Raw genomic sequence first — 23,391 nt, forward strand, 5'->3', positions numbered from 1 at the left:
CTTTTTATGGCCTCACTTTCACACGCGCCGTATCATTTGTCTTAATCGTATGTGTCCGTGACGGCTCTGCATCTTTTACGCGATCGGTTCGCGTGTCAAGTCGTCCGGAAACGGCATCAATTTGTTTGCGGTCTTTAAACTCCGCTTTCTTGCCGTCATTGAAGCGGCTAACCGGTCTAATATAACCTGTAACGCGCTGATAGCTCTCCACTGGCGCGCCGCAGTGCGGACATGTTTCTTGGTTGCCGTGAATAAAGCCATGTGTTTCACAGATGCTGTAGACAGGCGATAACGACGTGTATGGCGCTTCAAAATTTTCGGTTACATACTTGATAATCGCCTTTGCTTTATCTCCGGAAATTGATGTTTCAAGGTAATTGTGAATAACCGTACCGCCAGTGTGAAGTGCTTGCAGTTTATGCTGATGATCATATAAGCTGTGGATGTCTTTCACTTTTTTCACAGGCATGTGACAGCTGTTGGTGTAGTAAGGCACTGATTCGCCTTGAGTTTTAATATCCTTGTAAATTTTGCGGTCTGTAGTCGCCAGTTTATACGCCGTGCTTTCAGCAGGTGTCGCCTCTAAATTGAAAAGGTCACCGGTTTCCTCCTGAAAATCGCGCATGCGATCACGCATATATTCCAGCACTTCATACGTAAAGGCATAGCCCGCCTCGGTATCAATGCCTTCACCAAGTAAATTCTCACACATCTCATTGGCACCGACATAACCAATGGTGCTGAAGTGATTATCCAGCGTGCCTACATATTCCATAAAAGCCGGCAAAAGGCCACGATCAAGCTGCTGCTTTAAAAATTTGCGTTTGATCACCAGCGATTCTTTTGCAAGCAGCATGTTTCGGTCTAGTATTTCAAAAAAAGCTTCCTTTGTTTTCGCTTCATAAGCATACCGCGGCAAATTGAGCGTCACAACACCGATTGAACCCGTTTTTTCCCCTGAGCCGAAGAGTCCGCCGTTGCGTTTCACGAGTTCCCGCTTATCCAATCTCAGACGACAGCACATGCTTCTGGCATCTTCCGGCTTCATGTCCGAATTAATGAAGTTCGCAAAATATGGAATACCGTATTTCCCCGTCATTTCCCAGAGCAGTTTTTCGTTTTCACGATCCCAGTCAAAGGCTTTATGAATGTTGTATGTTGGAATCGGATAGCTGTGAACGGCACCATTGGCGTCGCCTTCCAGCATTACTTCATAAAAGGCTTTGTTAATCATGTCCATTTCAGCCTGACAGGCATCATAATTGTAATCAAGCGGTTTACCGGCGATGATAGCAGGGGTATTGGCCATGTCACTTGGTACCATGAGGTCAAATGTCAGGTTTGAGAAAGCGGGCTCCGCACCACCTCTGCTGTTGGAATTAATTTGGAAGATAAAGCTCTGCATCTCCTGTTTCACTTCTGTATAAGAAAGATTATCTTCTTTGACAAAAGGCGCCGTCAGGGTATCAAAAGAACTAAACGCCACAGCGCCGGCGATCTCATTTTGATAAATGGTCGTCAGATTGGCAACTTGCGCCAGCAGACTGCCAAAGTGCTTTGCGGGCTTTGAACTAGGGATATTGCTAATACCCTTAACGCCTTTACGAATAATATCCATCAACGAATAACCACAGCAGTAAACCGTGAGGGCACCGAGGTCATGAATATGAAAATCACCGCTCTTATAAGCATTGGCAATATGTGAAGGATAGACGCGATGCAACCAGTAATCCCGCGACTGCATTTCTGAAATGTATTTGTTCAGCGCACCGTAACTGTAATGCGCATTGGAATTTTCTGTGACCCGCCAGTCGATTTTATCCATGTATTCATCTATTTTATTAATGTAGTGATCAATGCCCAGACGGCTTTTGGCATGCTCTTCGCGATATAGAATGTACGCTTTTGCCACAGCATAGTAGCCATAAGCCATCAGCGTCTGTTCAACGGCATCCTGGATCGCTTCAATGTGGACAATTGGCTTATCCAAGCGTTTTACCGTTTCAGCAACGAGAAACGACAAAGTGTGTGTCGGCGTTACCCCCGTCTCACGAAAGGCCTTTGCCATTGCACCCTCTATCTTATTGGCATTGTAAACTTCATTTTGGCCTTCTCTCTTAATCACTTGCAAAATCATATGTTGACCCCTTTCCTTTCTGTGTGAGCCTATAGAATGACATAAAAAACACTGCGCGCTGGCAGTGTCTGTGTTTAAACGAATCACACAAAGCATTCTTCCCACCGAAGATTAACGCTGCGTCTGCAGGCAGGTCTCCTGACTCGTGGTCCCCTTACTCGCTGCCCTTCCCGTCTCGCAACAGTGGCACACAGCTTTCATCACACTTACAGTAGCGGGGGCTGTGGAAGATTTTCACTTCCTTCCCTTTTAACATTTCGACCTGCAAACTCAATATAATGTATGAATCTATTGTACTCACACTATATGTAGTTGTCAATGGGCATTCACTAGGTCCATTGTCACAAATGGCAGCATTTCGCCTGTAACCGTTTAAAAAACTGCTAAAAATAACGCCAATTGATAAAATTTTAGGTTATTTTAAGGTTTACAGGATATGCTAATGAAAACAGGCGTTAACCGCAAGTTAATCTTCAGACAAAATAGAGTCTACTAAAAAGGAGTCCCTATGAAAGCTTTAAAATCGAAAAAACTGATTATGGTATTCATCCTAATGCTATCTCTTGCAGGATGCAGTGCCGCTGAAACAGTGAACTCAACCAGTCCAATTGATGACACGCAAGCCGGCAATACCGAACAGACAGGCTCTGAATTCCTTCCGGAATCTCAGAATGCCAATTCGGACGATAATCTAAATAACCATGTCGGTGAAACGACTGGCAGCGCTGAAGCCGTCCTCGATCTCGACAATATGTTTTCAGATCGCGACCTTGAACAGACCGCGGATACGAGCAAAGCCGTTGCCATTGCACTAACAGATGGCAACGATGTCAATATATTCGAAGAAGGCGTCTACGTGCTCAGTGGTGATGTTGAGAACGTCACCGTGACTGTTCAAGCAGACGACGAGGCAAAAGTACAGTTGGTACTGGATGGCGTCAGTATTACAAATGAAAATACGGCACCTATTAATATCGAATCCGCCGACAAAGTGTTCATCGCCCTCGTATCGGACGAAAACACCCTCTCTGTCACAGGTGAATATGTCAATACGACCGATACCAACATCGACGCCGTTATCTTTTCAAAATCCGATTTGGTGCTAAACGGTACCGGCAGCGTTACAATCAGTTCTGCCACAGCAAACGGCATCACCTCAAAAGATGACCTCAAGATAACAGGCGGTACCTACACCATTGCCGCTGCCCTCGACGCCGTGGAAGCAAATGATTCCATTCGCATCTATGACGGCATCTTTATCATTGACACAGGCAAAGATGCCTTTCACAGTGAAAACGATGACGACCTCAATCTCGGTTATATGTATATCAAAAACGGCAATTTTACCATCAGTGCTGCCGATGACGGCATGCAGGCCAACAGCATCATGCAGATAGACGGCGGCGATATTGACATCATCACGTCAACAGAAGGAATCGAAGCAACTTTTGTTCGGATCAATGGCGGCAACATTGATATCTACGCAACTGATGACGGAATCAATGCCTCTGACAACAGCGATTATACAGTTGCCATAGAGGTCAACGGCGGCAATATCAATGTCGAAGTAGGCCCCGGCGATACCGATGGTTTTGATGCAAACGGTACGATCACCATCAATGGCGGCACCATTGCTGTAACCGCTAATTCAGCATTTGACGCCGATGTGTCGGCAACCCTGAACGGCGGTGACGTCACTGTCAATGGCGAAACCGTCACTGAACTGCCGACTGCTCAGCGCGGCGGTGGCGGTGGCGGCAAAGGTACTCGTCCTGAAGGCGCCCCTACCGATGCCCCTACCGATGGTCGCTCTCGTACACCAATGGCGCCACCATCCAATACGCTTTAACCAAAAGCATTATCAACCCTTATCATTTTGCGGATGAGGCCAACTGATAAGTGCTACAATGATATTTGCAGATGAAATTTGTAGCACCATTCCAATATTGTCAGTCGATTTTAAAACCCGGCTGCAAGGTAAAACATACCTATGCAGCCGGGTTTTTATGTCATCAATCATCTTTATTACACGTTACTGCCGTACCTTATAAATAATGCCGGCAATTTCATAGGCCTTCCAAAAGACGATGATCCCAAGGCATACCATGATGCCGCGAACGCAAATAAGTCCATAAGCCAGCGAAACCATGTCCCCCATTGAACCCATTTCAAGAAATGACGGAATTGCACTCGCTTGTGCCATTATTATTTGAAGATTACTGGTAATAAGCAGCAAACTGAGCATTTTTAGAATCAACTGCCCAACTGCCAAATGATCGAATTGATGATTAAATAGTTCATCAGCACATTTTATATGCTTCATCACGACAGTGGGTTTCACCACGAGCACCAAGCCCAGTGCGAACATCAGTATATTTGGCACTGTTGTAAACCAATTTAAGTCAAAACTGTCCTTAATAAAGACAGCGCTTATATGCAGTATGCCTTCGACAAACCCTCGATAAAGGTAATACAGCCCAAGTGTCACAATTGACAGTTGCATTATTTTTTTCATTGTCATCATGCCTCCTCAAATGCCTAATCACCATTGAATATTAACGTTGGTGCATTATTGCTGATCCCACGTCACATGTCCATCGCCAGAAATGGGAATCGGATCACCCTCATATTTCGGCAATGCCCCTGTCTCCACATCCATCACGGCTTTAACACGCGACAAGCATTCACGAAGTTGCCATTTTGCACGTAAAATCCACTTATATTTCGTTTCATCCACAGCATAGCCTACCGCATCAATGCCCAGCGATTTGGCGATGTAAACTGCCCTGCTAATATGAAATGACTGCGTCACAATAATTGCCTGATCGACGCCGAAGATATGTTTTGCCCTGTAGAGGCTGTCATAAGTGTCAAACCCCGCATGATCCATAAAAATGGCCCTGTCATCCACCTCTGGTGCATTGGCCAGTATATATTTGCGCATTGCATTTACTTCATCGTAATATTTTTCTCCGTGATCGCCGGAGAGCAAGAGCTTTGCGTCATCATCCATCTGATATAGCGCTATACCCGCAAGCGTCCTGTCTTCAAGTACCATGGACAGCCGATCACCGTGAACAGATGCCCCTAAAATAATGATCGCTTGTGTATTGGGCACATCATCCACGCCTGTGTAAATTTGATCTGCCGCACTAGCCAGTACGAGCAGATTGCAACCAGAAACCAAAATGACCAATAGCATCAAAACTAAAAAAACGGTCTTAAACAAACGCCTTTTCATAGGTTTGCTTTTATGGCTCACTTCTGTAACATCTATTAAAAGTTCTTCTTTCGTCGATTGATTATCTGTTTTTAAAAATTTTTTCTTCAATTTAAACCTTCATCCTTACGTTGTTTTTTATGCGGTTAAGCATCACCTGAGCAAAGCAATTTTGCATCACCATCATTATACCGTATTTTATAATGATTGCCATGCGTTCAAAGCCCTGTTTTTTGAATCATACTGTTGTTAAATGATTGTAAAGCTACTTGACATATACTCAGCACTGAGTATAATTATAGTCAGCACTGAGTATAATTCATTAGAAAGGATGACTATAATGATCCCACTCTATATTCTTGGGTTACTACAGCGATTTGGCCCGCAGCACGGTTATCAGCTCAAAAAATTAATCGCTGAACAACTCGCTGATTTCACACAAATCAAGCTCCCGACACTCTATTATCACTTGGAAAAAATGGCAAAGGACGGCCTGATCGTCGGCAAATCCGAAAAGTCTGACAGCCGACCTGCCAAAACAGTTTACACGATTACAGATGAAGGCATTGCTGCGTTTAAGGCACAGCTCCATACACTGCTGGATTTTCAATATCGACCAACATTTGAATCAGACGGTTTATTATATTTCTCTGATTATATGGATGAGACATTGATTGCATCGCAATTGGCGACTTATATTGATACATTGTCATCAACGCTCCATTACTTGCGTCACCATCGGGATGAGACATTAACTTATGTTCCGGAATCATTTTCTGCAATGGTCACTATTATTTTTAGTCATCACATTCATCATTATGAAGCTGAGCTGAATTGGGCTCGTGAAACCCAAAAGACTTTAACACTATAGGAGGCATTTATGGCAAAGCCAAGAATCATCGAAACCAATGAAGGCATACAGGGCGAAGTCACCGTTGAAATTTATGATCAATTTGCAAAGACAATGCGCGACAGAGGTTGGCATGAAATCGACAACCTATTAAAGATCGGCATGACAAAAGGACACGCCCTTGAAATTGGACCCGGTCCGGGTTATGTCGGTTTAGAATGGCTCAAAAAAACCGATGACACCATGGTCACCGGCTGTGAAATCAGTCCTGATATGCTGAAACTTGCTCAAAAAAACGCTGCCGAATACGGCTTTGAAACGCGAACTGCTTATGTTAAGGGCACCGGCATGACAATGCCCTTTGAAGCTGAGACTTTTGACAACGTCTTTTCAAACGGCTCACTTCACGAATGGGAAGATCCAATTGCCGTTTTTAACGAAATCGCCCGTGTCTTAAAGCCCGGCGGAAAATTCTGCATTTCTGATATGCGGCGTGATGTCAATCCACTTCTGAAATGGGGCATTTACGCCATTACAAAACCTAAAGCCATACGGCCAGGCTATCTCACTTCATTAAATGCCGCATATACCACGGATGAATTAGAATCACTTTTATCCAAATCAACGCTTAAGCATTTTTCTGTCCAAAAGGCTTTCTTCGGACTTACCGTTACTGGCTGGCAATAAGTTGATCAAATGAATCGCCCCACTTATTCGAGTACATTTTTCAGTTGACACACTTTCCTTATACAATGTCTTTAGGTTTTAAAGGACGACCTATAACCTTTAAAGCTATCAGCAATTATACATTTACATGTATAATTAATTTATTAGATGGAGTGATGTCTGTAGCTTCCTTGAATCTTGACTTCGTTATTGAAAGACTAACAGCTCTATTTTATAGCATTCATTATATGTCTGTTTGACATAACTTTATCTTGCATTGCCTATTCGGCATCATCAGTTGCAAACGCATACTGATTCTTGCCGTTTTTTTTCGCTTGATACATGGCTTGATCAGCCCTTTTTACCAGCATAATCCGCGTCTTGCCATCACTTGGAAAAGAAGCCACCCCAATGCTAACACCCGTTGTCATACTGTTGCCGTCGGCTTCAATCGGTTTAGCGACACCAGCCAAAATCTTATCACAGATATGCGCAACCGCCACTTTATCTTCAGTCTGATTAATTAACATAACGAATTCATCGCCGCCGAGTCTGGCAACAAAATCACCGCCGCGTACCATTATTTGCAAGCGTTCGGCAACCGCTTGAAGCATTTTGTCGCCATTATCGTGTCCAAAGGTGTCATTAATCCACTTAAAACCATCAAGATCTAAAAAGAGAAGCGTAAAGACAGACTGATACCGAAGCGCATTGGCTATCACTTTATCTATATAGTCGTAAAAATAGCGCCTGTTCGGAATGCCTGTCAATTGATCGTAGAACGCCAGTTTTTCGATTTTAGCTTCATTTAATTGCCGCTGTTCAATTTCAATCAACAATTGTGCGTTCGCTTTTGTCAGATCTTGTGTTCGTTCCTGAACAACGATTTCCAAGTGTTCATAAGCCGCCAATATCTCATTGCGATGCACTTCTAGCTCATCGTTGGTAACTTGAAGGGTCATTTCTGTTTCCTGCAACGTTAAATGCGCTTTATAAACCCTTACGGCAATGAGAACGAACCATGTGAGGCCATAAACTGCCGCAGCAGCCATGGCGAGATTCATGTTCTTCTTATAGCCCAGTGTAAACATTAGTACATCCAGATTGTAAACATTGCTTAAGAATAAAATGACAATCACTAAGACGAGCTCACCAGAATCGATATTTAAATGATCATCTAATAAAAAACGCGTGACGACACTTAGGAGTACGATCGGCAGAACAATCGCCGTCAACGCACTAATGAAAGTCCAGATAAAGGGATAAGTCATCGTATTAAAGAGCATGACGACACCTAAAATCGCATAAACTCCCGTTAAAAGAAGTGTTGCATTTTTCGAAAGCAATTTCGCATCCAATAAATGAATCACCGTAAAGAGTGATATAAACAGTAGGCTGATGGCAATATATTCGATTCTAATCAATAGTTCTGTCGAAAGATTACCAAAGAAAATCATCAAAAGCCGCTCACTCAGTGTACCATTGACTATTGCAAACGTCACTACCGCCACAGGTAATAGATAACCCGCCGGTTCCCTTTTTCGAAAGTCTTTAAAAGAAATCACGAGCACTGACAAAACGATGCCAATGACATTAAGCGCTGTAAAAATCGCCATTTCAAAAATAACGCTCTGTCGATGCATTTGTACAATTGTATCCAGATGCCCGAATTGAAGTGATTCAACAATCCCGCCGCTGTAGTATTTGAAATTTGAGACCTGAATAATGATTTCAGCCGTCGATTGTTTTGGTTTAAAGTAAATGACTTCCGGAACATTACCCATTATTTCATTTTCCCAATTTGTTGCCGGCATGCCGTCTGTCATTGCCAGTTCACCGTCAATATAGATCTTGGAGGCCATGCGAATATTCTTTTTAATCAATCCATAACGCTGTGCTGTATCAAGGTTTCGAAGGATTAGACGATAAGTACCATAGCCGTGTACATCCAGATCATTCTGTTTTCCCCATGTTCCGGGAACTCGAATACTAACCGCTTGTTTATCGCGGTCTTCTTTAAAATCACTCGGCGTCAATAGTGCCTGCCAGTAAAAGTGCCACTGACCATCCAGCACAATGATCGTCTCATCTGTCAAAGCTTTCTGAACATCAATCACGCCATCGACAACATACGTTTCATGTTCGATTGATGCATAATAAAACCCAATCATGATGCTGGCAACCACTAGCCCCAACATTGTGAAAATACGTATTCTCTTCATTCAATGCCGCCACCTTTTAACGCAATGCAACCCCATTGACGAAATAATAGCCTTTTGCCTCTCGCCATTTTTTAATAATATTCTTTAAGCCGCATGAAAGCACACGCTAGCCATATTTATATATATACACCTGTTGCCTGAAAATAAGCATGTACATCTGGTAAAAGCACGCAAGAAGCCGTTTAGATAATAGTATCTTTTTTAAGCAGCAAAAAAACCAGTCTCCTACTTCGTTAACCTAAATAAGGGATACTGGTTTTTTTATGCTGATTTGGCATTATGCTGTTTTACAAAAAATTTTATTACTTACGGGTACACATGGCAATAAAATGTTCAAAAAATGGTTTTGAATCCGGGCCCAATACTGGATAACGATCCTCGCCACACATTCTCTCAGCGTGAAATTGAACGCCGAGCATCGGCAGTGTCTTGTGTTCAATCGCTTCAATCACACCATCCGGTGAATAGCCTGTTACGCGCCATTCATCACTGACAGAAGCAACTTTCGCATAATGGAAACTGTTAATCATGAATTTTGTACCAAAGACTTTGCCCAAAACAGAATCCTGCTCAACTTCGATTTCATGGGTAACACCACCTTGATGCTCGACGCCGTCATTCTTTGCAAAGTTGAGTTTAACCTTTCCACCCGTGCAAACGCTAATCAATTGATGGCCTCTGCATATGCCGAGAACCGGTTTTTTTAACTTGATAAAGGCTTCTAAAATAGCAATTTCCATTTCATCACGTGCAGGATTGAATTCTGAGCTCATCACACGCATATTCTTAAGATCATTTTCGGCCATTGAAGAAACTGTTTCGCCATAATATCGCGGATGTGGCCCTTCACCGCCTGTAATAATCAGGCCGTCTGCCATTTCAGCATAAGCTTCCGCCAATTTCGCAGTACCGGCGAGTACGGGAATACCACCGCCTGCGACAACCGCTTCCATATAATCCTTCCCCACGATATAAGCCGGTTTATTGTTCCATGGATGCGGCAGCCATGTAGAGGTTACTAAGATGACTGGTTTCATATTCTAATCCTCCTATTTTCGTTCGTCATTGTATGCGTTTTACGCCATTTCGTCATGCGTTATTTCGTCATGCGTTATTTCATCATGTGCTATTTTAATTTCATGATGTGCTAATTCGTCTTGCACACTTTCATCACTTCATGCCTATTTCGTCATGCTCCGTTTGACATCGCACGCGTCTTACAGCTGATTAATTTCACGTGTTAAATGGCATGCGACAAAATGTTTTGGCAGTACTTCCTCAAGTTCCGGTTCCACTTCAAAACACTGCTGCTTTGCATAAGGACACCTTACGGCAAAGCGGCACCCCGGTTTAGGATTGATCGGTGACGTCAATTCGCCTTTCAGCAAAATACGCTTCCTCCTATTGTCAATGGACGGATCTGGAATAGCCGAGAGCAAAGCCTTTGAATAAGGATGTAGTGTATTGTTGAACAAATCCTCTGCCTCACTTTTTTCCATCATCTTACCAAGGTACATCACCAAGATATCATTGGAAATATGCTTGACGACCGAGAGGTTATGCGTGATAAAAATATACGTTAACCCCTTTTCAGCTTGAATATCCTGCATTAAGTTTAGAATTTGAGCTTGTATTGACACATCCAGCGCAGAAACCGGCTCATCACACACGATAAATTTCGGATCCAGTGCCAGTGCACGCGCAATGCCGATCCGTTGACGTCTGCCGCCGTCCAGTTCATGGGGATACGTATTGTAAAGCCGTGCTGCCAATCCAACCGTATCCATAAGCGACTCGACTTTTTTTATGCGTTCGCTTTTGCTCTTGTAAATTTTAAACGTTTCAAGCGGTTCAGAGATCAGTTCAGAAACCGTCATTCTCGGATCAAGTGAAGAAAACGGATCCTGAAAGATGATTTGAATATTTCTGCGAAGCTGCATCAGTTTATCGCGCTTGACGCCAACAATGGGTTCATCTTCAAAATAGATTTCGCCATCTGTTGCAGGCAGCAGGTTGAGAATAACACGCCCAAGCGTCGACTTGCCACACCCGGATTCACCGACGACCCCCAGTGTTTCACCGGGCAAGATATTAAAGGTAACATCATCAACGGCATGAAGCTGACCAGCGGGTGTCGAAAAGTACTTTTTTAAATTTTTAACTTCCAATAATGGCTTCATGCTATTTCACCTCCCTGCAATCATCCGCATCCTCGGCATATAGATGGCATCGCACGATATGCCCCGGACTGATCTCATGGTTTTGAGGCGGTTCAATATCACATCGATCGCATTTGTTTAAACAACGTGGTGCAAAGCTGCATCCCTGCGGCAAATCAGTTGGATCCGGCATAATACCCGGAATAGGGTTGAGTCGATTGACCATAATATCTAAGCGCGGCAATGAGCCGAAGAGCCCCTTTGTATAAGGATGTGCCGTTTCATTATAGATATGCGTAAGATTGCCGTATTCGACGATTTCGCCTGCATAGATGATGGCAACTTTATCACAAATATCTGCGACAACACCTAAATCATGTGTAATCAGCAGCATGGACGTCCCGATTTTCGCTCGAAGATCACGAATCATGTCAATAACTTGCGCCTGAATGGTAACATCCAGTGCCGTCGTCGGTTCATCGGCAATCAACAGCGTCGGATTGCAGGCTAGTGCAATGGCGATAACAACCCGTTGTTTCATCCCACCAGAAAACTGATGCGGATATTCGTTAATGCGTTCTGCTGGAATACCAACCATCTCCAGCATTTGGCAGGCACGTGCCGTCGCCTCTGCAATGGGGATATTCTGGTGGAGTTTAATGACCTCACTAATTTGGTCTCCTACCGTCAACACAGGATTCAGTGCTGTCATGGGATCCTGAAACACCATTGAGATCTTTTCACCTCTTATTTTCCGCATCTGTCCAGCAGATTTGGTGAGCAGATTTTCCTCTTCAAAGATAATCTCACCGCTAATCACTTTACCCGGAGGATCTGGGATCAATCCGAGAATACCAAGTGCCGTTGTCGTCTTGCCGGCACCCGTCTCGCCTACCAAGCCAAGTGCCTCTCCTTTTTCAAGTGCCAGATCAATATGGTTGACTGCTTCAACCGTATCTTCGTCCAGCACATAATGTATTGTCAAATCTTTGATTTCTAGCAGTTTCATTCTTTTCTCCTTTACTATCTCTTCAGTCTTGGGTCAAGCGCATCGCGCAAACCATCCCCAACTAAGTTTAAAGAAAAGATAGTCATCATAATGGCAATTCCGGGGAATAAAACCAGATGCGGCTGATTACGTACATACGTACGGCCTGCTGAGAGCATGCCGCCCCATTCGGCCGTTGGCGGTTGAACGCCAAGTCCAATAAAGCTCATACTTGCTGCTGAAAGAATCGCACCTGCTACGCCAAGTGACGCTTGAACAATAATCGGTGCTAAGCAGTTTGGCAAAATGTGTTTCAGAATAATACGAACATTACTTGAACCCGTTGCATGTGCTGCTTCAATAAACTCTTGTTGTTTTACCGTTAAAACGGCCGATCGAACAACCCTCGCATAATTTGGAACCGTACTGAAGCCCACGGCAATCATGGTGTTCAACATGCCTGGTCCAAGTGCTGCGCAGATCGCAATCGCGAGAATCATACTGGGAATCGCCATCATCATGTCAAAGACACGCATGATAATATTATCGCTTCTGCCGCCAAAATAGCCGGCAATGGCACCGAGGCCGCCGCCAATGGCAAGACCAATGCCGACGGAAATAAAACCGACGACAAGTGATATGCGCGATCCGTAAACAATGCGGCTAAACACATCCCTGCCGAGATTATCGGTTCCCATGATGTGTTCAGCACTCGGTGTCTGCAGCGTATTGCGAAGATTTTGCTCATCCTCGCCATAAGGTGCAATCTGATTACTGAAAATAGCAACCAGTGCCAATAAAATCAGTACAATTAAGCCGATAACAGCAAGTCTATTCTTGGCGAAGAGCCTGGAAGTTTCTGCAAAACGACTTTTCTTTTTTGGTATTTTTTTCGCTGCACTAACGCTCATCGTGCTCATTTAGCAGTCCCTCCTGTCACTTCGCTGGCTTGTAGCGCCTTTTTCTTTTTGCCTGACTGATACTGAGAACTCAGCCGTGGATCAATGTAAGCATATAGAATATCGACCAAAAGATTGACAACACTGGTCGCCACTGCGATAAACAGGACGCCGCCCTGTACGACCGGATAGTTTCTGGCACTGATTGCCTCGACCATCATCTTGCCAAGTCCCGGAATAGCAAAAATCTGTTCCGTGACAATTGCACCGCCCAATGACCGTCCAAAGTTGATGCCCACAACTGTAATAATTGGAATCAGTGCATTTTTCAATGCATGTTTGACGACGATTTTATATTCTGTTTGACCTTTGGCACGGGCTGTTCGAATATAATCCTGTCGAATAACTTCAAGCATTGATGAGCGCGTCATTCGCATAATATAAGCAGAAGAGTTCATGCCGATTGTCATTGCCGGCAAAATCCAGTATTGAGGTCCATAAAACCCCGATGCCGGAAGCCAGTCAAGACGAACGGAAAAAAGTAAAATCAGCATAAGTCCTAACCAGAATGTCGGCATGGAAACACCTAATAGTGCAAATGTCGTCGCCGCATTGTCGAAGATGGAATATTGTTTTGTCGCCGATATAATGCCAAGTGGGATGCCTATAATCATTGATACAATGGTACAAAGCAATGCATAGACAAATGTCGTTGGAAATCTTGAAAAAATCTCTGTTGCAACAGGTAATCGCGTCGTGTAGGAAATGCCTAAGTCTCCATGTAATGCACCGATGACAAAATTAGCATAGCGCACACCAAAGGAATCGTTTAGACCTAACTCTTCTCGCAACGCTTCAACGGCTTCCGGACTGGCATCCGGTCCTAAAATTTGCCTTGCCGGATCTCCAGGCGTAATATATAAAAGCGTAAAAATAATGAGCGATACACCAAGCAGTACTGGAATCATCATGAGTACCCGCTTGAAAATATATTTATGCATATCAATAGCTCCTTCCCTTGCAATTGATAAGCCATTGCCGCCGAATTATACAGCGGCAATGGCTGTGTACGTTTCATTCAGTCATTGAAAGGATTCTTGCCTATTCAAAATGGATCTTTGTTAAATCCAGAACATTACCTGAATCCGGAATAAATCCTTTTACATTTGAACGAATACCAAACGTTGAATCAGTGAATGCAATTGGAACTAAGCCATAGTAGTCAATACATACTTCTTGAAGTTCTGCGTAGATTTTCGCACGATCATCATCTTTATATGTTTGTTTTCCTTTTTCCAAAAGCTCTGTAATCAGCGGATCATTATGAACCCCCGCCTCTGTCCAAGTCCAGTTGTAGAAGCCATGATCCGGGTCACCAGAAGATGCATTTGAATCAAGGATAATAACCGGCAAACCAGGATCAGCCATCGTCTGACTAAAAACAGCCCAGTCGAGAATGCTTGTTTCAACACTTAAGCCGATAGATTCCCACATATTTTGAACAATTTCACTAATGGCAACCGCTGATGCAGAACCCATTGTGACGAGTTTTATCGGCTGACTAAAATCGAAACCCGCTTCTTCCAGTAATGCTTTGGCTGCTTCTGGATCATATGAAACGATTTCATTTGACGTATGGTATGGAATTACTGAGGAATAGACAGAATCTGCAACAGTAGCTGATCCATGGTAAACCGCTTCGACAATCCCTTCTCGATCGAGTGCCATTGCCAGCGCCTTACGGACGCGAACATCTTGAAGATAATCAAATTTAACTGAGTTAAAGGCCACGCTAACCGTCGCATAACTTGGTACACTGATAACTTCTGTTTCCGGATTGCTTTCCAGCGAGCTGATATCTTGCTGTGCAATATAGAGCGAAATATCGGCGCCGCCACTCTCTAGTTCAATGGCACGGCTTGCATCTTCACCAATGACGCGGAAAATGAGATCTTTATACGCAACCTTGTCACCCCAGTAATCATCATTGCGCGCTAACTCTATATGGTCGCCTGCAACCCATTCTGTGAACTTAAGCGGGCCGCTGCCAATCGGATTCCTGCCGTATGCATCTGAACCCATGCTTTCCATCGCAGAAGCACAGACGATGCTGCCCCTTGCAGATGAAAGATAATTGAAAACTGGTGCAAACGGTTCGTAGACTTTGATGTCAATCGTTGTATCATCGATGACTTCTGTGTTGGCACCGTCAAAAAACTTGAAGAATGTACGGCTGCCTGCTTCTTTTTCAGCACGGGCAATCGAGTATTTAACATCCTCCGCTGTCAGTTTTTCACCATTGTGGAAATAGATATCGTCTCTTAAGTGAAAACGAATAGTCGTATCATCGACAATTTCCCATTCAGTGGCTGCACACGGTACAATAAAACCGTTTTCATCTTTGTCGACCAATCTGTCATAAATGGCTCTTTCAACCATAAACGAAGACAGTGACGTGTTGTTGTGCGGATCAAGGTTTGTCGCTTCACTTCTCGTGACGACAACCAGCGTATCCTTTGCAGGTGCAGATGCATCTGCATTTGAACTTGATCCTGTTGAAGCTGTGTTTGTTTCTGCTTCTTTTCCATTGCCGCAAGCTGTGATTGACAGTATCATTGCAACTGTCAGTACCAGTGCCAGCAATCTACGCAATTTCTTCATCATTTTATCCTCCCTTTTATTTATCCGCTACCACAGCATCTCTAATGCGATACATACAGTCCTCAATAACACTTTTCGGACTTGCGACATTAATGCGTTCGAAGCATTCCCCTCCATTGCCGAAGATAAAACCTTCGTCTAGAATTACTTTCGCTTTGTATCGAACTAGATTTTCTAATTCTTTATAATCGCTGCAATATGCGTTTAAATCGATCCAGACCAAATAGGTACCCTCAGGGTAAATGACATGTGCTTTTGGCATTTCCCTTTTCACAAAATCAATGACGAAATCAATATTTGAATCTAAATAACCCCTTAACTGATCAAGCCAGTCTTCACATTCATTGTAAGCCGTTGTAAAAGCGACCATACTAAACGGATTGCCCGGAATAATTTCCATGCCGTCTTTATATTTCACTTTCCACTGCTCCCGTAAATCTGCATTTGGTATGATAATCCCAGAAAGTTGCATGCCAGCAAGATTAAAGGACTTGCTTGGCGCTACGCAGGCTACTATGTTTTCCGCATAATCCGGGCACGCTTTTAAAATCGGTGTATGTGTAACCCCCACACGCGTTAAGTCACAGTGTATTTCATCACATATAATCCACTTATTGTATTTTTTACACACAGAAACCAACTGTTTCAGTTCATCTTCCCGCCACACGCGCCCAACGGGATTATGCGGACTGCAAAAGATGATCCCCTTATTTTTGGGGTCTGCCAGTTTACGATCTAGATCTTCAAAATCAATTTCGTAGCGCCCTTCCGCATACAACAATTGATTATAGACAATCCGTCGACCATTTTTTTCGATTTTTGAATAAAACGGATAATACACGGGATTTTGAACAATAATCCCATCATCCGGTTCTGTCATAAGATTAATGAGTAACCCAATTGCCGATACGACCCCTGGTGAAAAAATAATGTCATCACTGTTGATACGCCATTGATATCTGCGATCAAACCACCCTATCAGCGCCTCTTTGCAGACACCGCTAATGCGTGTATAACCGAATATCTTTCGGTCAATTCTCTGATGCAGCGCTTCAATAATTGGTTCTGCACACGAAAAATCCATATCAGCAACCCACAGCGACAACGCGCCGTCCCGTATTTCTTCCTCGTGGAGATCAATTTTTACTGCATTGGTGTCATGTCTGGAAATGAGTTGATCAAAGTTGTACTTCATATTTTGTTACCTCACTATTCATTGATAGTTAAGCCGCTTAACTTATAAACTAAATATACTGCTTCAAAAACAGGATGTCAATAATAAATTCCGAATTTTATTACAATTGCTTAAAATATCATTCAGTTCCATTTTGAAAAAAAACACTTTGGCAATTTTCAATTATTTACATCTTAGATATTGACATTCCTATGATAACATGAAATGATTAGCATATAGAATATTTGATAAAACAAGAATAAGGGGTGTTACATTTGAACACAAATTTAACTTCAATTCACATTAGCGTTGATGATTTAGTAGCTAAATCGGAAATCCTATATCGGTTCGTCGATCTGTTTTCCGATTACGAGGATACGCCTCGCGACTATGGGACAGGCGCCGTCATCTCCATGACGGAAGTACATACACTAGCCGCAATTGACGCAAACCCCGGCATAACGACGACGGGTCTGGCTGAAATGTTTAATTACACTAAAAGTGCTATCTCACAAACGGTTTCTAAACTGGTAGCCGATGAATACGTTCTACGTGTAACGGACAAACAATCACCAAGGCAAAAACAGATATTTGTCACCATGAAGGGCAAACAGCTCTGTAATGCACATCAGGCATTCGATGTTAATGCACTTACCAAAACCTATAATTATTTGCTGCGCGATTGCACGGAAGATGAAATCGAATCATTTTATAAAGTACTGGCCGTCTATAACAACATCATGGAAGCTGGCCGAAAAAAGCGTATGCGCAACAACAAAAATAGCGACAAATAATGCAATGTATTTATTGACAAAAAGATGGAGGTAACTTTATGAACGTGTTACAGACAGCAATTGAGAATTATTTAGATGACATGGTCCAATTCACCTCAGAACTCGTACGCATCCCAAGTGTTCGTACAGATGCCAAGCCCGGCATGCCCTTTGGCGAAGGCATTGCCGACTGCCTCGCCTTTACACTTGACAAGGCAAAATCACTCGGTTTTCGAACAGAAAATATTGATAACTACGTCGGCTATGCAGAAGTTGGCGAAGGTGAAGAGATGATCGGCATTCTCGTGCATCTCGATGTCGTTCCCGTCGGAGACGGCTGGACAGTCGCACCTTTTGGCGGTGAAATAAAAAACGGCCGTATTTGGGGTCGCGGCACATGCGATGATAAATACGCTGCTGCAATCATTCTCTATACAATCCGTGCCTTGATGGATCAAGGGATTCAGTGGCAAAAAAGAGTTCGCGTCATCTTTGGCTGCGACGAAGAGACAACATGGGAAAGCATTGCTTATTATAAGGAAAAATGTGAATGGCCTACATTTGGGTTTGTTCCCGATGCTGCCTTTCCGCTCATTCGTGCTGAAAAGGGACTCCTTCAATTTGAGATCAACGTCCCGGCTGGCATGGACGATGCAAAACTGCTTTCCCTTAAAGGCGGAGACCGTGCCAATGTCGTGTTGGCACAAAGTATTGCCGTTCTTCCAGAATCCGTGGCATTAACACCTAGCAACAACCCCGATATCACGATCACTAAAAATGAAAAATCAGTCAGTGTAACGTGTACTGGCCTCGCAGCGCATGGTGCAAGTCCTAAACTTGGACGCAACGCAGGGATCCATTTAATGCAATTTCTTCGTCAAAATGCTCTAAAAGGCAATTGCATTGATTTGGTTTGTGACCTCTTTGGCGATTCGCTGACGGGTGAAGGTTTCGGGATTGACTATACTGATGTCGAATCTGGTTCATTGTCGTTAAATCTAGGCGTTTTAGAAAAATTAGAAGACGGTTCTTTTAGAATCGTTACTGATATTCGATATCCCGTCACAGCCGACGGCGAGCAGCTGATTAAACAAATTGCAGCCAAACTGGCTCTTTATAATGCGACAATGACCATTAGCAGCCATAAACTGCCGCTCAATTACGCTGAAGATCATCCACTCGTCAAGACCCTAATGGCTTCTTACGAAAAGAGTACTGGCAGAACTGATAAAACCATGTCTATTGGCGGTAGCACCTATGCACGCTCGATGCCAAATTTCGTCGCATTCGGGCCACAGCTTGCCGGCGAGATGATCGACCATGGGTGTCACAAAGAAAATGAATATATTGAAATCGAAGAAATCCGACAAGCTTCAAAAATATATATTGACGTTATCGAAGCCCTTCAAAACTGCACTTTATAATTTCGTCTTTCATCGAATTGGTCAGTGAAAGAAAGCTTTACATCGTTTCCCCTTCTAGTGTGTCAAGCCTTTCATCATTCATGTTCATGAACTTTCCTGTACCCATTCAATATCTGATTGTTTGTCGTCAAAAGCGGACACGGTTTCCGCCGTGTCCGCTAAGACGATACATAGTCAGTCAAAAGTATTCACGCACAAAAAAACACCTTAGCTTCCGCGTCAAATAGGAGACGTTTCGCTAGGGTGTTTCTCAATTGCAGCCTTTTTTTGGGGGGTTCTCTAATTTTATATTCTTGATTCTAATTCGTTTTTTAGTTTGAACCGTCTGTTTCTCATTGTTTTATAAAAATCGCATTGTGAATATAGCGCCTGTACTTATGACCATGTACTCATAATATCGCTTTTATAAAAAGGCACTGTTTCTTTCTTATTGACGAATGCGATTGCCCAGTCTGCCAAGTGCATCGCTAGCATCCCCTCTACACAAATAACCAACACCATTAATACCGATATAGGGATTGACAGCATTGATATTAAGAATCGTGCCATCGGTCATCGTTATCGTGTAGATTACAGACTGACCAACCAATTCAAAATAGGTATCATCTTCACGGCCAATCTCAACGGTATGCAGCAATTCGACTAACGTATTGACCACCTCTTCATCCAATGTCAGTGTAACATCCGGCGGTATCAACTGAACCGTTGCAGATTCTATATCTGCCGCCTCAATATCTTTAAATGGCTTTTGATACCAAGGTTGAATCGTCAAGAGTATAATCGTCAGTAATAATATGCCGGCTAAAAAAAACATTATTTTTTTTGACATGATCATCACTCCTTTACGTCGAGCATCATGCATTTCACAGTTCACTCTCAGTATAGCATAGCCTGCCTTGATTTAGAAGCGTACCCAATGTTTGATGAGCCGCTTGCGATCAAGTTATTGGACGGCCTTTTTAATTGGCACCTTGGTCAATGCCGCGCATATTTTTATTTATTTTTCGTTCCTTCTTGGAACATTTGTTGATTTAGTTTATACTTTATAAGGAATGTGAATTGTTTAAATACCCACAAAAGGGACATTATCAATTGACATTTTATATTTTTAAAACGAGAGGAGACGCTATATGCCAATAGGAATTATTATCAATGTCTTATCTGTATTGATTGGCGGCGTTGTCGGAACACTTGCGGGAAAGCGATTTTCTAGCGAATTTAAAGCAATGCTGACATTAGTTTTTGGTGTCTGTGCCATGGGAATGGGCATTAGCGCCATTGTCTTGATGACACAAATGCCAGCCGTTATTCTTTCCGTCGTTCTTGGTACGGCAATCGGCTTAAAATTCAGACTTGGAAAATGGATTCATCAAGGTGCAGTTCTCATGCAAAAACCTATCACGCGCTTATTTGAAGGACATCATTCAGATTTAAGCCATGAAGCATTTATGTCAACACTGGTAACGGTAATCGTTCTGTTCTGCGCCAGCAGTACGGGAATCTACGGTTCGATTGATGCTGGTATGACAGGTGATAGCACTATTTTAATTTCTAAATCAATTTTAGACTTTTTTACTGCAGCTATTTTTGCATGCAATCTTGGTTGGGTGGTTTCATTTATTGCCATTCCCCAACTCATTATTTTTGGTGCTTTAAGCCTTAGTGCCCAGATGATCTTTCCACTCACTACACCTGATATGATTTTAAATTTTAAAGCATGCGGTGGTTTTTTGCTCATTGCGACAGGTTTTCGAATGGCAAATATTAAAGATTTCCCCATTGCAGATATGATACCGGCCATGATTATCATCATGCCGATCACATGGCTTTGGACAGATTTTGTCATGCCGCTGCTCGGTTAACTGAAATTTTATTCGTCAGCCGCTTGCCACCATTAGCACTATTCAAGAAACAGTTTAAATGAAGCGGTCAGATCAATATCGCAAAATGACCCCTAACACCTTTTTTGCTTTCTCTTTTCGATACGGCAAAAACGATTGCTAGAGGCCATTTTTACTTTTCCTTTATTATCACTTTTCATTCACAATTTCAAGCACAATTCAGTAGGGGGATTCTTAGAAATATGGATTGTTTCTAAACTAACTTGCTGAACGTCGATAGCTTGCCATCATTCTCGCGAGTCCACCACCATTTTCTACATTTTTATAACCGTATGCCTTGAGTATTTGCAATCCATAGGCACTGCGCGCACCAGTTGCACAGTAGAGCACGATTTTCTGATCTTTATCTTCCAGCTCACTGACGCGATCTTCTAATTCATCCAGCGGAATGTTAACGGCGCCTGGATAAGCACCATAAGCAAATTCATCTTCTGTCCGAACGTCAATGACAATCGGTCCTGCTGCTATTTCCTTTTTCACGGTTTCTTTTGCAACGGTTTCTTTAGCGGCATCCTCTTTTTCACCAAGTGTTTTGGCTTCTGGCGCCGGTAAATTCAAAACAAAATTTTTAGGTTCAATCGCTCTTCTGTAATTCGATAGACTGATAAACCCGCCGCTGACATTTATGACGCTGGTAAAGCCTGCACCCACCAACGTCCGCAAAGCTTGATGACCCTTTTTGCCCGTTGCATCATAAACGAAGATCAACTGATTTTTCGGTAATTGATGAAGCGTTGACGGCAGCATTTCAAGCGGAATATTGACAGCACCTTCAACATGCGATTTTTCAAAAGAGAACACATCTCTGACGTCTATCCAGAGTGCTTCTTTACCTTCTAAGTACGCATCGAGTTCTGGAATGGTCAGCGCCGGTGAAAAACCGGAGATTCTATTTTCTGCAACATAAGCTGCCATGTTAATGGCATCATTCGCATTGCCGAGCGGCGGCGAATACGCAAAGTCCATATCCGTTAGATCTGATACGGTCAGTTTTGCTGCGACTGCGGTCGCCAAGACATCCAATCTTCGATCTGCACCGTCGTAGCCTGCTGTTTGACCGCCGAGAACGACACCGGTTGCCTTGTCATAAACCACTTGAACCGCAACGAGCTCAGCCCCAGGATAATAAGAGGTATGGTTTTCTTTGTGAATGACAATGGCATCTGCATCAATGCCTTCAGCCCTTGCCGCCTTAAGAGAAATACCCGTAATGCCTGCAACTGCTTCAAAAACTCTAACAATGGATGTACCAATGGAACCCTTATATGGATGATTCTTGCCCATGGCATTTTCCGCAGCAATTCTGCCTTGGCGATTTGCAGGTCCTGCCAGTGGGATTCGCACTTTTTTGCCGAGTACGCGATGTTCCAGTTCGATCATATCGCCGGCAGCAAAAATGGCATCGTCACTGGTTTTCAATGTTGAATCAACTAATATACCACCGGCTTCACCCATTGCGAGCCCGGCTTCCTGTGCCAGTTTCAACGTTGGGCGAACACCAATTGAAAGCAATACCATATCGGCATCAACGGTTGTACCATCTTTCATTTTTACATTATTGCCGCCGATTTCCGAAACTGCTTTACTCGTATATAAATCAACGCCGTACGATGTTAATTCTTCTTGGATAAAGCCTGCAATCTCCGCCTCCATAATGCCCATCACATGCGGCATCATTTCAACAACGGATACTTTCATGCCTCTTTTTACAAGTGCTTCTGTCATTTCCAGACCGATAAATCCACCGCCGACGACAACAGCTGTCTTTGGTTTCTGATCTGTAATATAACGGTTGATCTTATCCATATCGCTTAGTGTCCAAAGCTGAAAAACATGCGCCTGATCTGCACCCGGCAGTGGCGGTGCAATTGGTTTGCCCCCCTGTGCCAAGATAAGTTTTGTATATTCAAACTGCTTTTTCTCGCCTGTTCTTGAATCCGCAGTATAAACGACCTTGTTTTCACGGTCAATTGCCGTCGCTGTTGTGTGGATATGTACAGCTGTTTGATACTGATCGTTAAAGCTTTCCGGACTTTGAAGGATCAGCTTAGAACGGCTCTTGATATCGCCGCCAATATAATATGGTAGTCCACAGTTTGCAAAGGAAATGTCAGCCCCTGCTTCAAGTATGGTTATTTGTGCATCAGCTGATAGTCTTCTCACTTTTGCCGCAGCGGTAGCGCCTGCTGCAACCCCGCCGATAATGACGATCTTTTCCATTTTAATCACCTCATCTAATGTATTTTTTAAAAGCAATCAAGGCTATTGGCCTCGACATATATCATATACTTTTTCATTTTACCCCCCCCTACACCGG

The 23,391-nt window shown here is 43.2% G+C and carries 19 protein-coding genes and 1 riboswitch; of the genes, 6 read left to right on the forward strand and 13 right to left on the reverse strand.

The features are described 5' to 3' along the window. Nucleotides 1-4 precede the first annotated feature (4 nt). The gene (locus KHM83_RS13255) at nucleotides 5-2,137 is read right to left on the reverse strand and encodes a ribonucleoside triphosphate reductase (protein ID WP_213237508.1); all 2,133 of its coding nucleotides are present in this window, start codon (nucleotides 2,135-2,137) and stop codon (nucleotides 5-7) included. A 111-nt stretch (nucleotides 2,138-2,248) separates the two neighbouring features. Next, nucleotides 2,249-2,418: riboswitch (cobalamin riboswitch) on the reverse strand. A gap of 227 nt (nucleotides 2,419-2,645) precedes the next feature. Here KHM83_RS13255 and KHM83_RS13260 point away from each other — a divergent pair. Continuing rightward, nucleotides 2,646-3,986: a carbohydrate-binding domain-containing protein gene (locus KHM83_RS13260; protein ID WP_213237509.1), complete on the forward strand. Its 1,341-nt coding sequence runs from the start codon at nucleotides 2,646-2,648 to the stop codon at nucleotides 3,984-3,986. Nucleotides 3,987-4,169: 183 nt separating this feature from the next. Here KHM83_RS13260 and KHM83_RS13265 read toward each other — a convergent pair whose 3' ends face one another. Both KHM83_RS13265 and KHM83_RS13270 read right to left on the reverse strand, forming a co-directional pair. After that, on the reverse strand, nucleotides 4,170-4,652 hold the full coding sequence (locus KHM83_RS13265) for a hypothetical protein (protein ID WP_213237510.1): 483 nt from the start codon (nucleotides 4,650-4,652) through the stop codon (nucleotides 4,170-4,172). 54 nt (nucleotides 4,653-4,706) lie between these two features. Next, nucleotides 4,707-5,468 (reverse strand): SanA/YdcF family protein, encoded by a 762-nt coding sequence (locus KHM83_RS13270; protein ID WP_213237511.1) that lies wholly within the window; start codon nucleotides 5,466-5,468, stop codon nucleotides 4,707-4,709. Nucleotides 5,469-5,697: 229 nt separating this feature from the next. Between KHM83_RS13270 and KHM83_RS13275 the strand changes: the two genes are divergently transcribed. Both KHM83_RS13275 and KHM83_RS13280 read left to right on the forward strand, forming a co-directional pair. Then, entirely contained in the window at nucleotides 5,698-6,228 is a 531-nt protein-coding gene (locus KHM83_RS13275; RefSeq protein WP_213237512.1) for a PadR family transcriptional regulator, read from the forward strand. A gap of 9 nt (nucleotides 6,229-6,237) precedes the next feature. Next, a complete protein-coding gene (locus KHM83_RS13280; RefSeq protein WP_213237513.1) occupies nucleotides 6,238-6,894 on the forward strand; it encodes a class I SAM-dependent methyltransferase in 657 nt (218 codons plus the stop codon). A 260-nt stretch (nucleotides 6,895-7,154) separates the two neighbouring features. On the opposite strand, the gene KHM83_RS13285 is transcribed toward KHM83_RS13280, so the two are convergent. The 8 genes from KHM83_RS13285 to KHM83_RS13320 form a co-directional block, all read right to left on the reverse strand. Continuing rightward, nucleotides 7,155-9,095 (reverse strand): GGDEF domain-containing protein, encoded by a 1,941-nt coding sequence (locus tag KHM83_RS13285; RefSeq protein WP_213237514.1) that lies wholly within the window; start codon nucleotides 9,093-9,095, stop codon nucleotides 7,155-7,157. A gap of 302 nt (nucleotides 9,096-9,397) precedes the next feature. Next, nucleotides 9,398-10,132, reverse strand: a complete 735-nt coding sequence (locus tag KHM83_RS13290) for a gamma-glutamyl-gamma-aminobutyrate hydrolase family protein (protein ID WP_213237515.1) — start codon at nucleotides 10,130-10,132, stop codon at nucleotides 9,398-9,400. A gap of 180 nt (nucleotides 10,133-10,312) precedes the next feature. Further along, nucleotides 10,313-11,275 carry an ABC transporter ATP-binding protein gene (locus KHM83_RS13295; RefSeq protein WP_213237516.1) on the reverse strand — a complete coding sequence of 321 codons (963 nt, stop codon included), beginning with the start codon at nucleotides 11,273-11,275 and terminating at the stop codon, nucleotides 10,313-10,315. 1 nt (nucleotide 11,276) lies between these two features. Then, nucleotides 11,277-12,263 carry an ABC transporter ATP-binding protein gene (locus KHM83_RS13300; RefSeq protein ID WP_213237517.1) on the reverse strand — a complete coding sequence of 329 codons (987 nt, stop codon included), beginning with the start codon at nucleotides 12,261-12,263 and terminating at the stop codon, nucleotides 11,277-11,279. Between the two features lie 14 nt (nucleotides 12,264-12,277). After that, nucleotides 12,278-13,162, reverse strand: coding sequence for a nickel transporter permease (gene nikC / locus KHM83_RS13305; RefSeq protein WP_213237518.1), 885 nt, complete (start codon nucleotides 13,160-13,162; stop codon nucleotides 12,278-12,280). Next, the gene (gene nikB, locus KHM83_RS13310; RefSeq protein WP_213237519.1) at nucleotides 13,159-14,142 is read right to left on the reverse strand and encodes a nickel ABC transporter permease; all 984 of its coding nucleotides are present in this window, start codon (nucleotides 14,140-14,142) and stop codon (nucleotides 13,159-13,161) included. The genes nikC and nikB overlap by 4 nt, the downstream gene beginning before the upstream one ends. Nucleotides 14,143-14,242: 100 nt before the next feature. Beyond that, nucleotides 14,243-15,805 carry an ABC transporter substrate-binding protein gene (locus KHM83_RS13315; protein ID WP_213237520.1) on the reverse strand — a complete coding sequence of 521 codons (1,563 nt, stop codon included), beginning with the start codon at nucleotides 15,803-15,805 and terminating at the stop codon, nucleotides 14,243-14,245. A gap of 13 nt (nucleotides 15,806-15,818) precedes the next feature. Further along, complete coding sequence (locus tag KHM83_RS13320) at nucleotides 15,819-16,997, reverse strand: MalY/PatB family protein (RefSeq protein WP_213237521.1); 1,179 nt, start codon at nucleotides 16,995-16,997, stop codon at nucleotides 15,819-15,821. A gap of 254 nt (nucleotides 16,998-17,251) precedes the next feature. Between KHM83_RS13320 and KHM83_RS13325 the strand changes: the two genes are divergently transcribed. Together KHM83_RS13325 and KHM83_RS13330 are read left to right on the forward strand one after the other, a co-directional pair. Continuing rightward, the gene (locus KHM83_RS13325) at nucleotides 17,252-17,770 is read left to right on the forward strand and encodes a MarR family winged helix-turn-helix transcriptional regulator (RefSeq protein ID WP_213237522.1); all 519 of its coding nucleotides are present in this window, start codon (nucleotides 17,252-17,254) and stop codon (nucleotides 17,768-17,770) included. A gap of 38 nt (nucleotides 17,771-17,808) precedes the next feature. Further along, nucleotides 17,809-19,173, forward strand: coding sequence for a Sapep family Mn(2+)-dependent dipeptidase (locus KHM83_RS13330; RefSeq protein WP_213237523.1), 1,365 nt, complete (start codon nucleotides 17,809-17,811; stop codon nucleotides 19,171-19,173). A gap of 427 nt (nucleotides 19,174-19,600) precedes the next feature. Here KHM83_RS13330 and KHM83_RS13335 read toward each other — a convergent pair whose 3' ends face one another. Beyond that, complete coding sequence (locus KHM83_RS13335; RefSeq protein ID WP_213237524.1) at nucleotides 19,601-20,002, reverse strand: hypothetical protein; 402 nt, start codon at nucleotides 20,000-20,002, stop codon at nucleotides 19,601-19,603. Between the two features lie 301 nt (nucleotides 20,003-20,303). Here KHM83_RS13335 and KHM83_RS13340 point away from each other — a divergent pair, with 301 nt between their 5' ends. Beyond that, on the forward strand, nucleotides 20,304-21,035 hold the full coding sequence (locus KHM83_RS13340; protein ID WP_213237525.1) for a DUF554 domain-containing protein: 732 nt from the start codon (nucleotides 20,304-20,306) through the stop codon (nucleotides 21,033-21,035). Nucleotides 21,036-21,272: 237 nt separating this feature from the next. Here the strand turns inward: KHM83_RS13340 and KHM83_RS13345 are convergent, their stop codons facing one another. Further along, the gene (locus KHM83_RS13345; protein WP_213237526.1) at nucleotides 21,273-23,294 is read right to left on the reverse strand and encodes an FAD-dependent oxidoreductase; all 2,022 of its coding nucleotides are present in this window, start codon (nucleotides 23,292-23,294) and stop codon (nucleotides 21,273-21,275) included. Between the last annotated feature and the right edge of the window lie 97 nt (nucleotides 23,295-23,391).

This window comes from Fusibacter paucivorans, from assembly GCF_018390735.1.
Taxonomy (GTDB): Bacteria; Bacillota; Clostridia; order Peptostreptococcales; family Acidaminobacteraceae; genus Fusibacter; species Fusibacter paucivorans.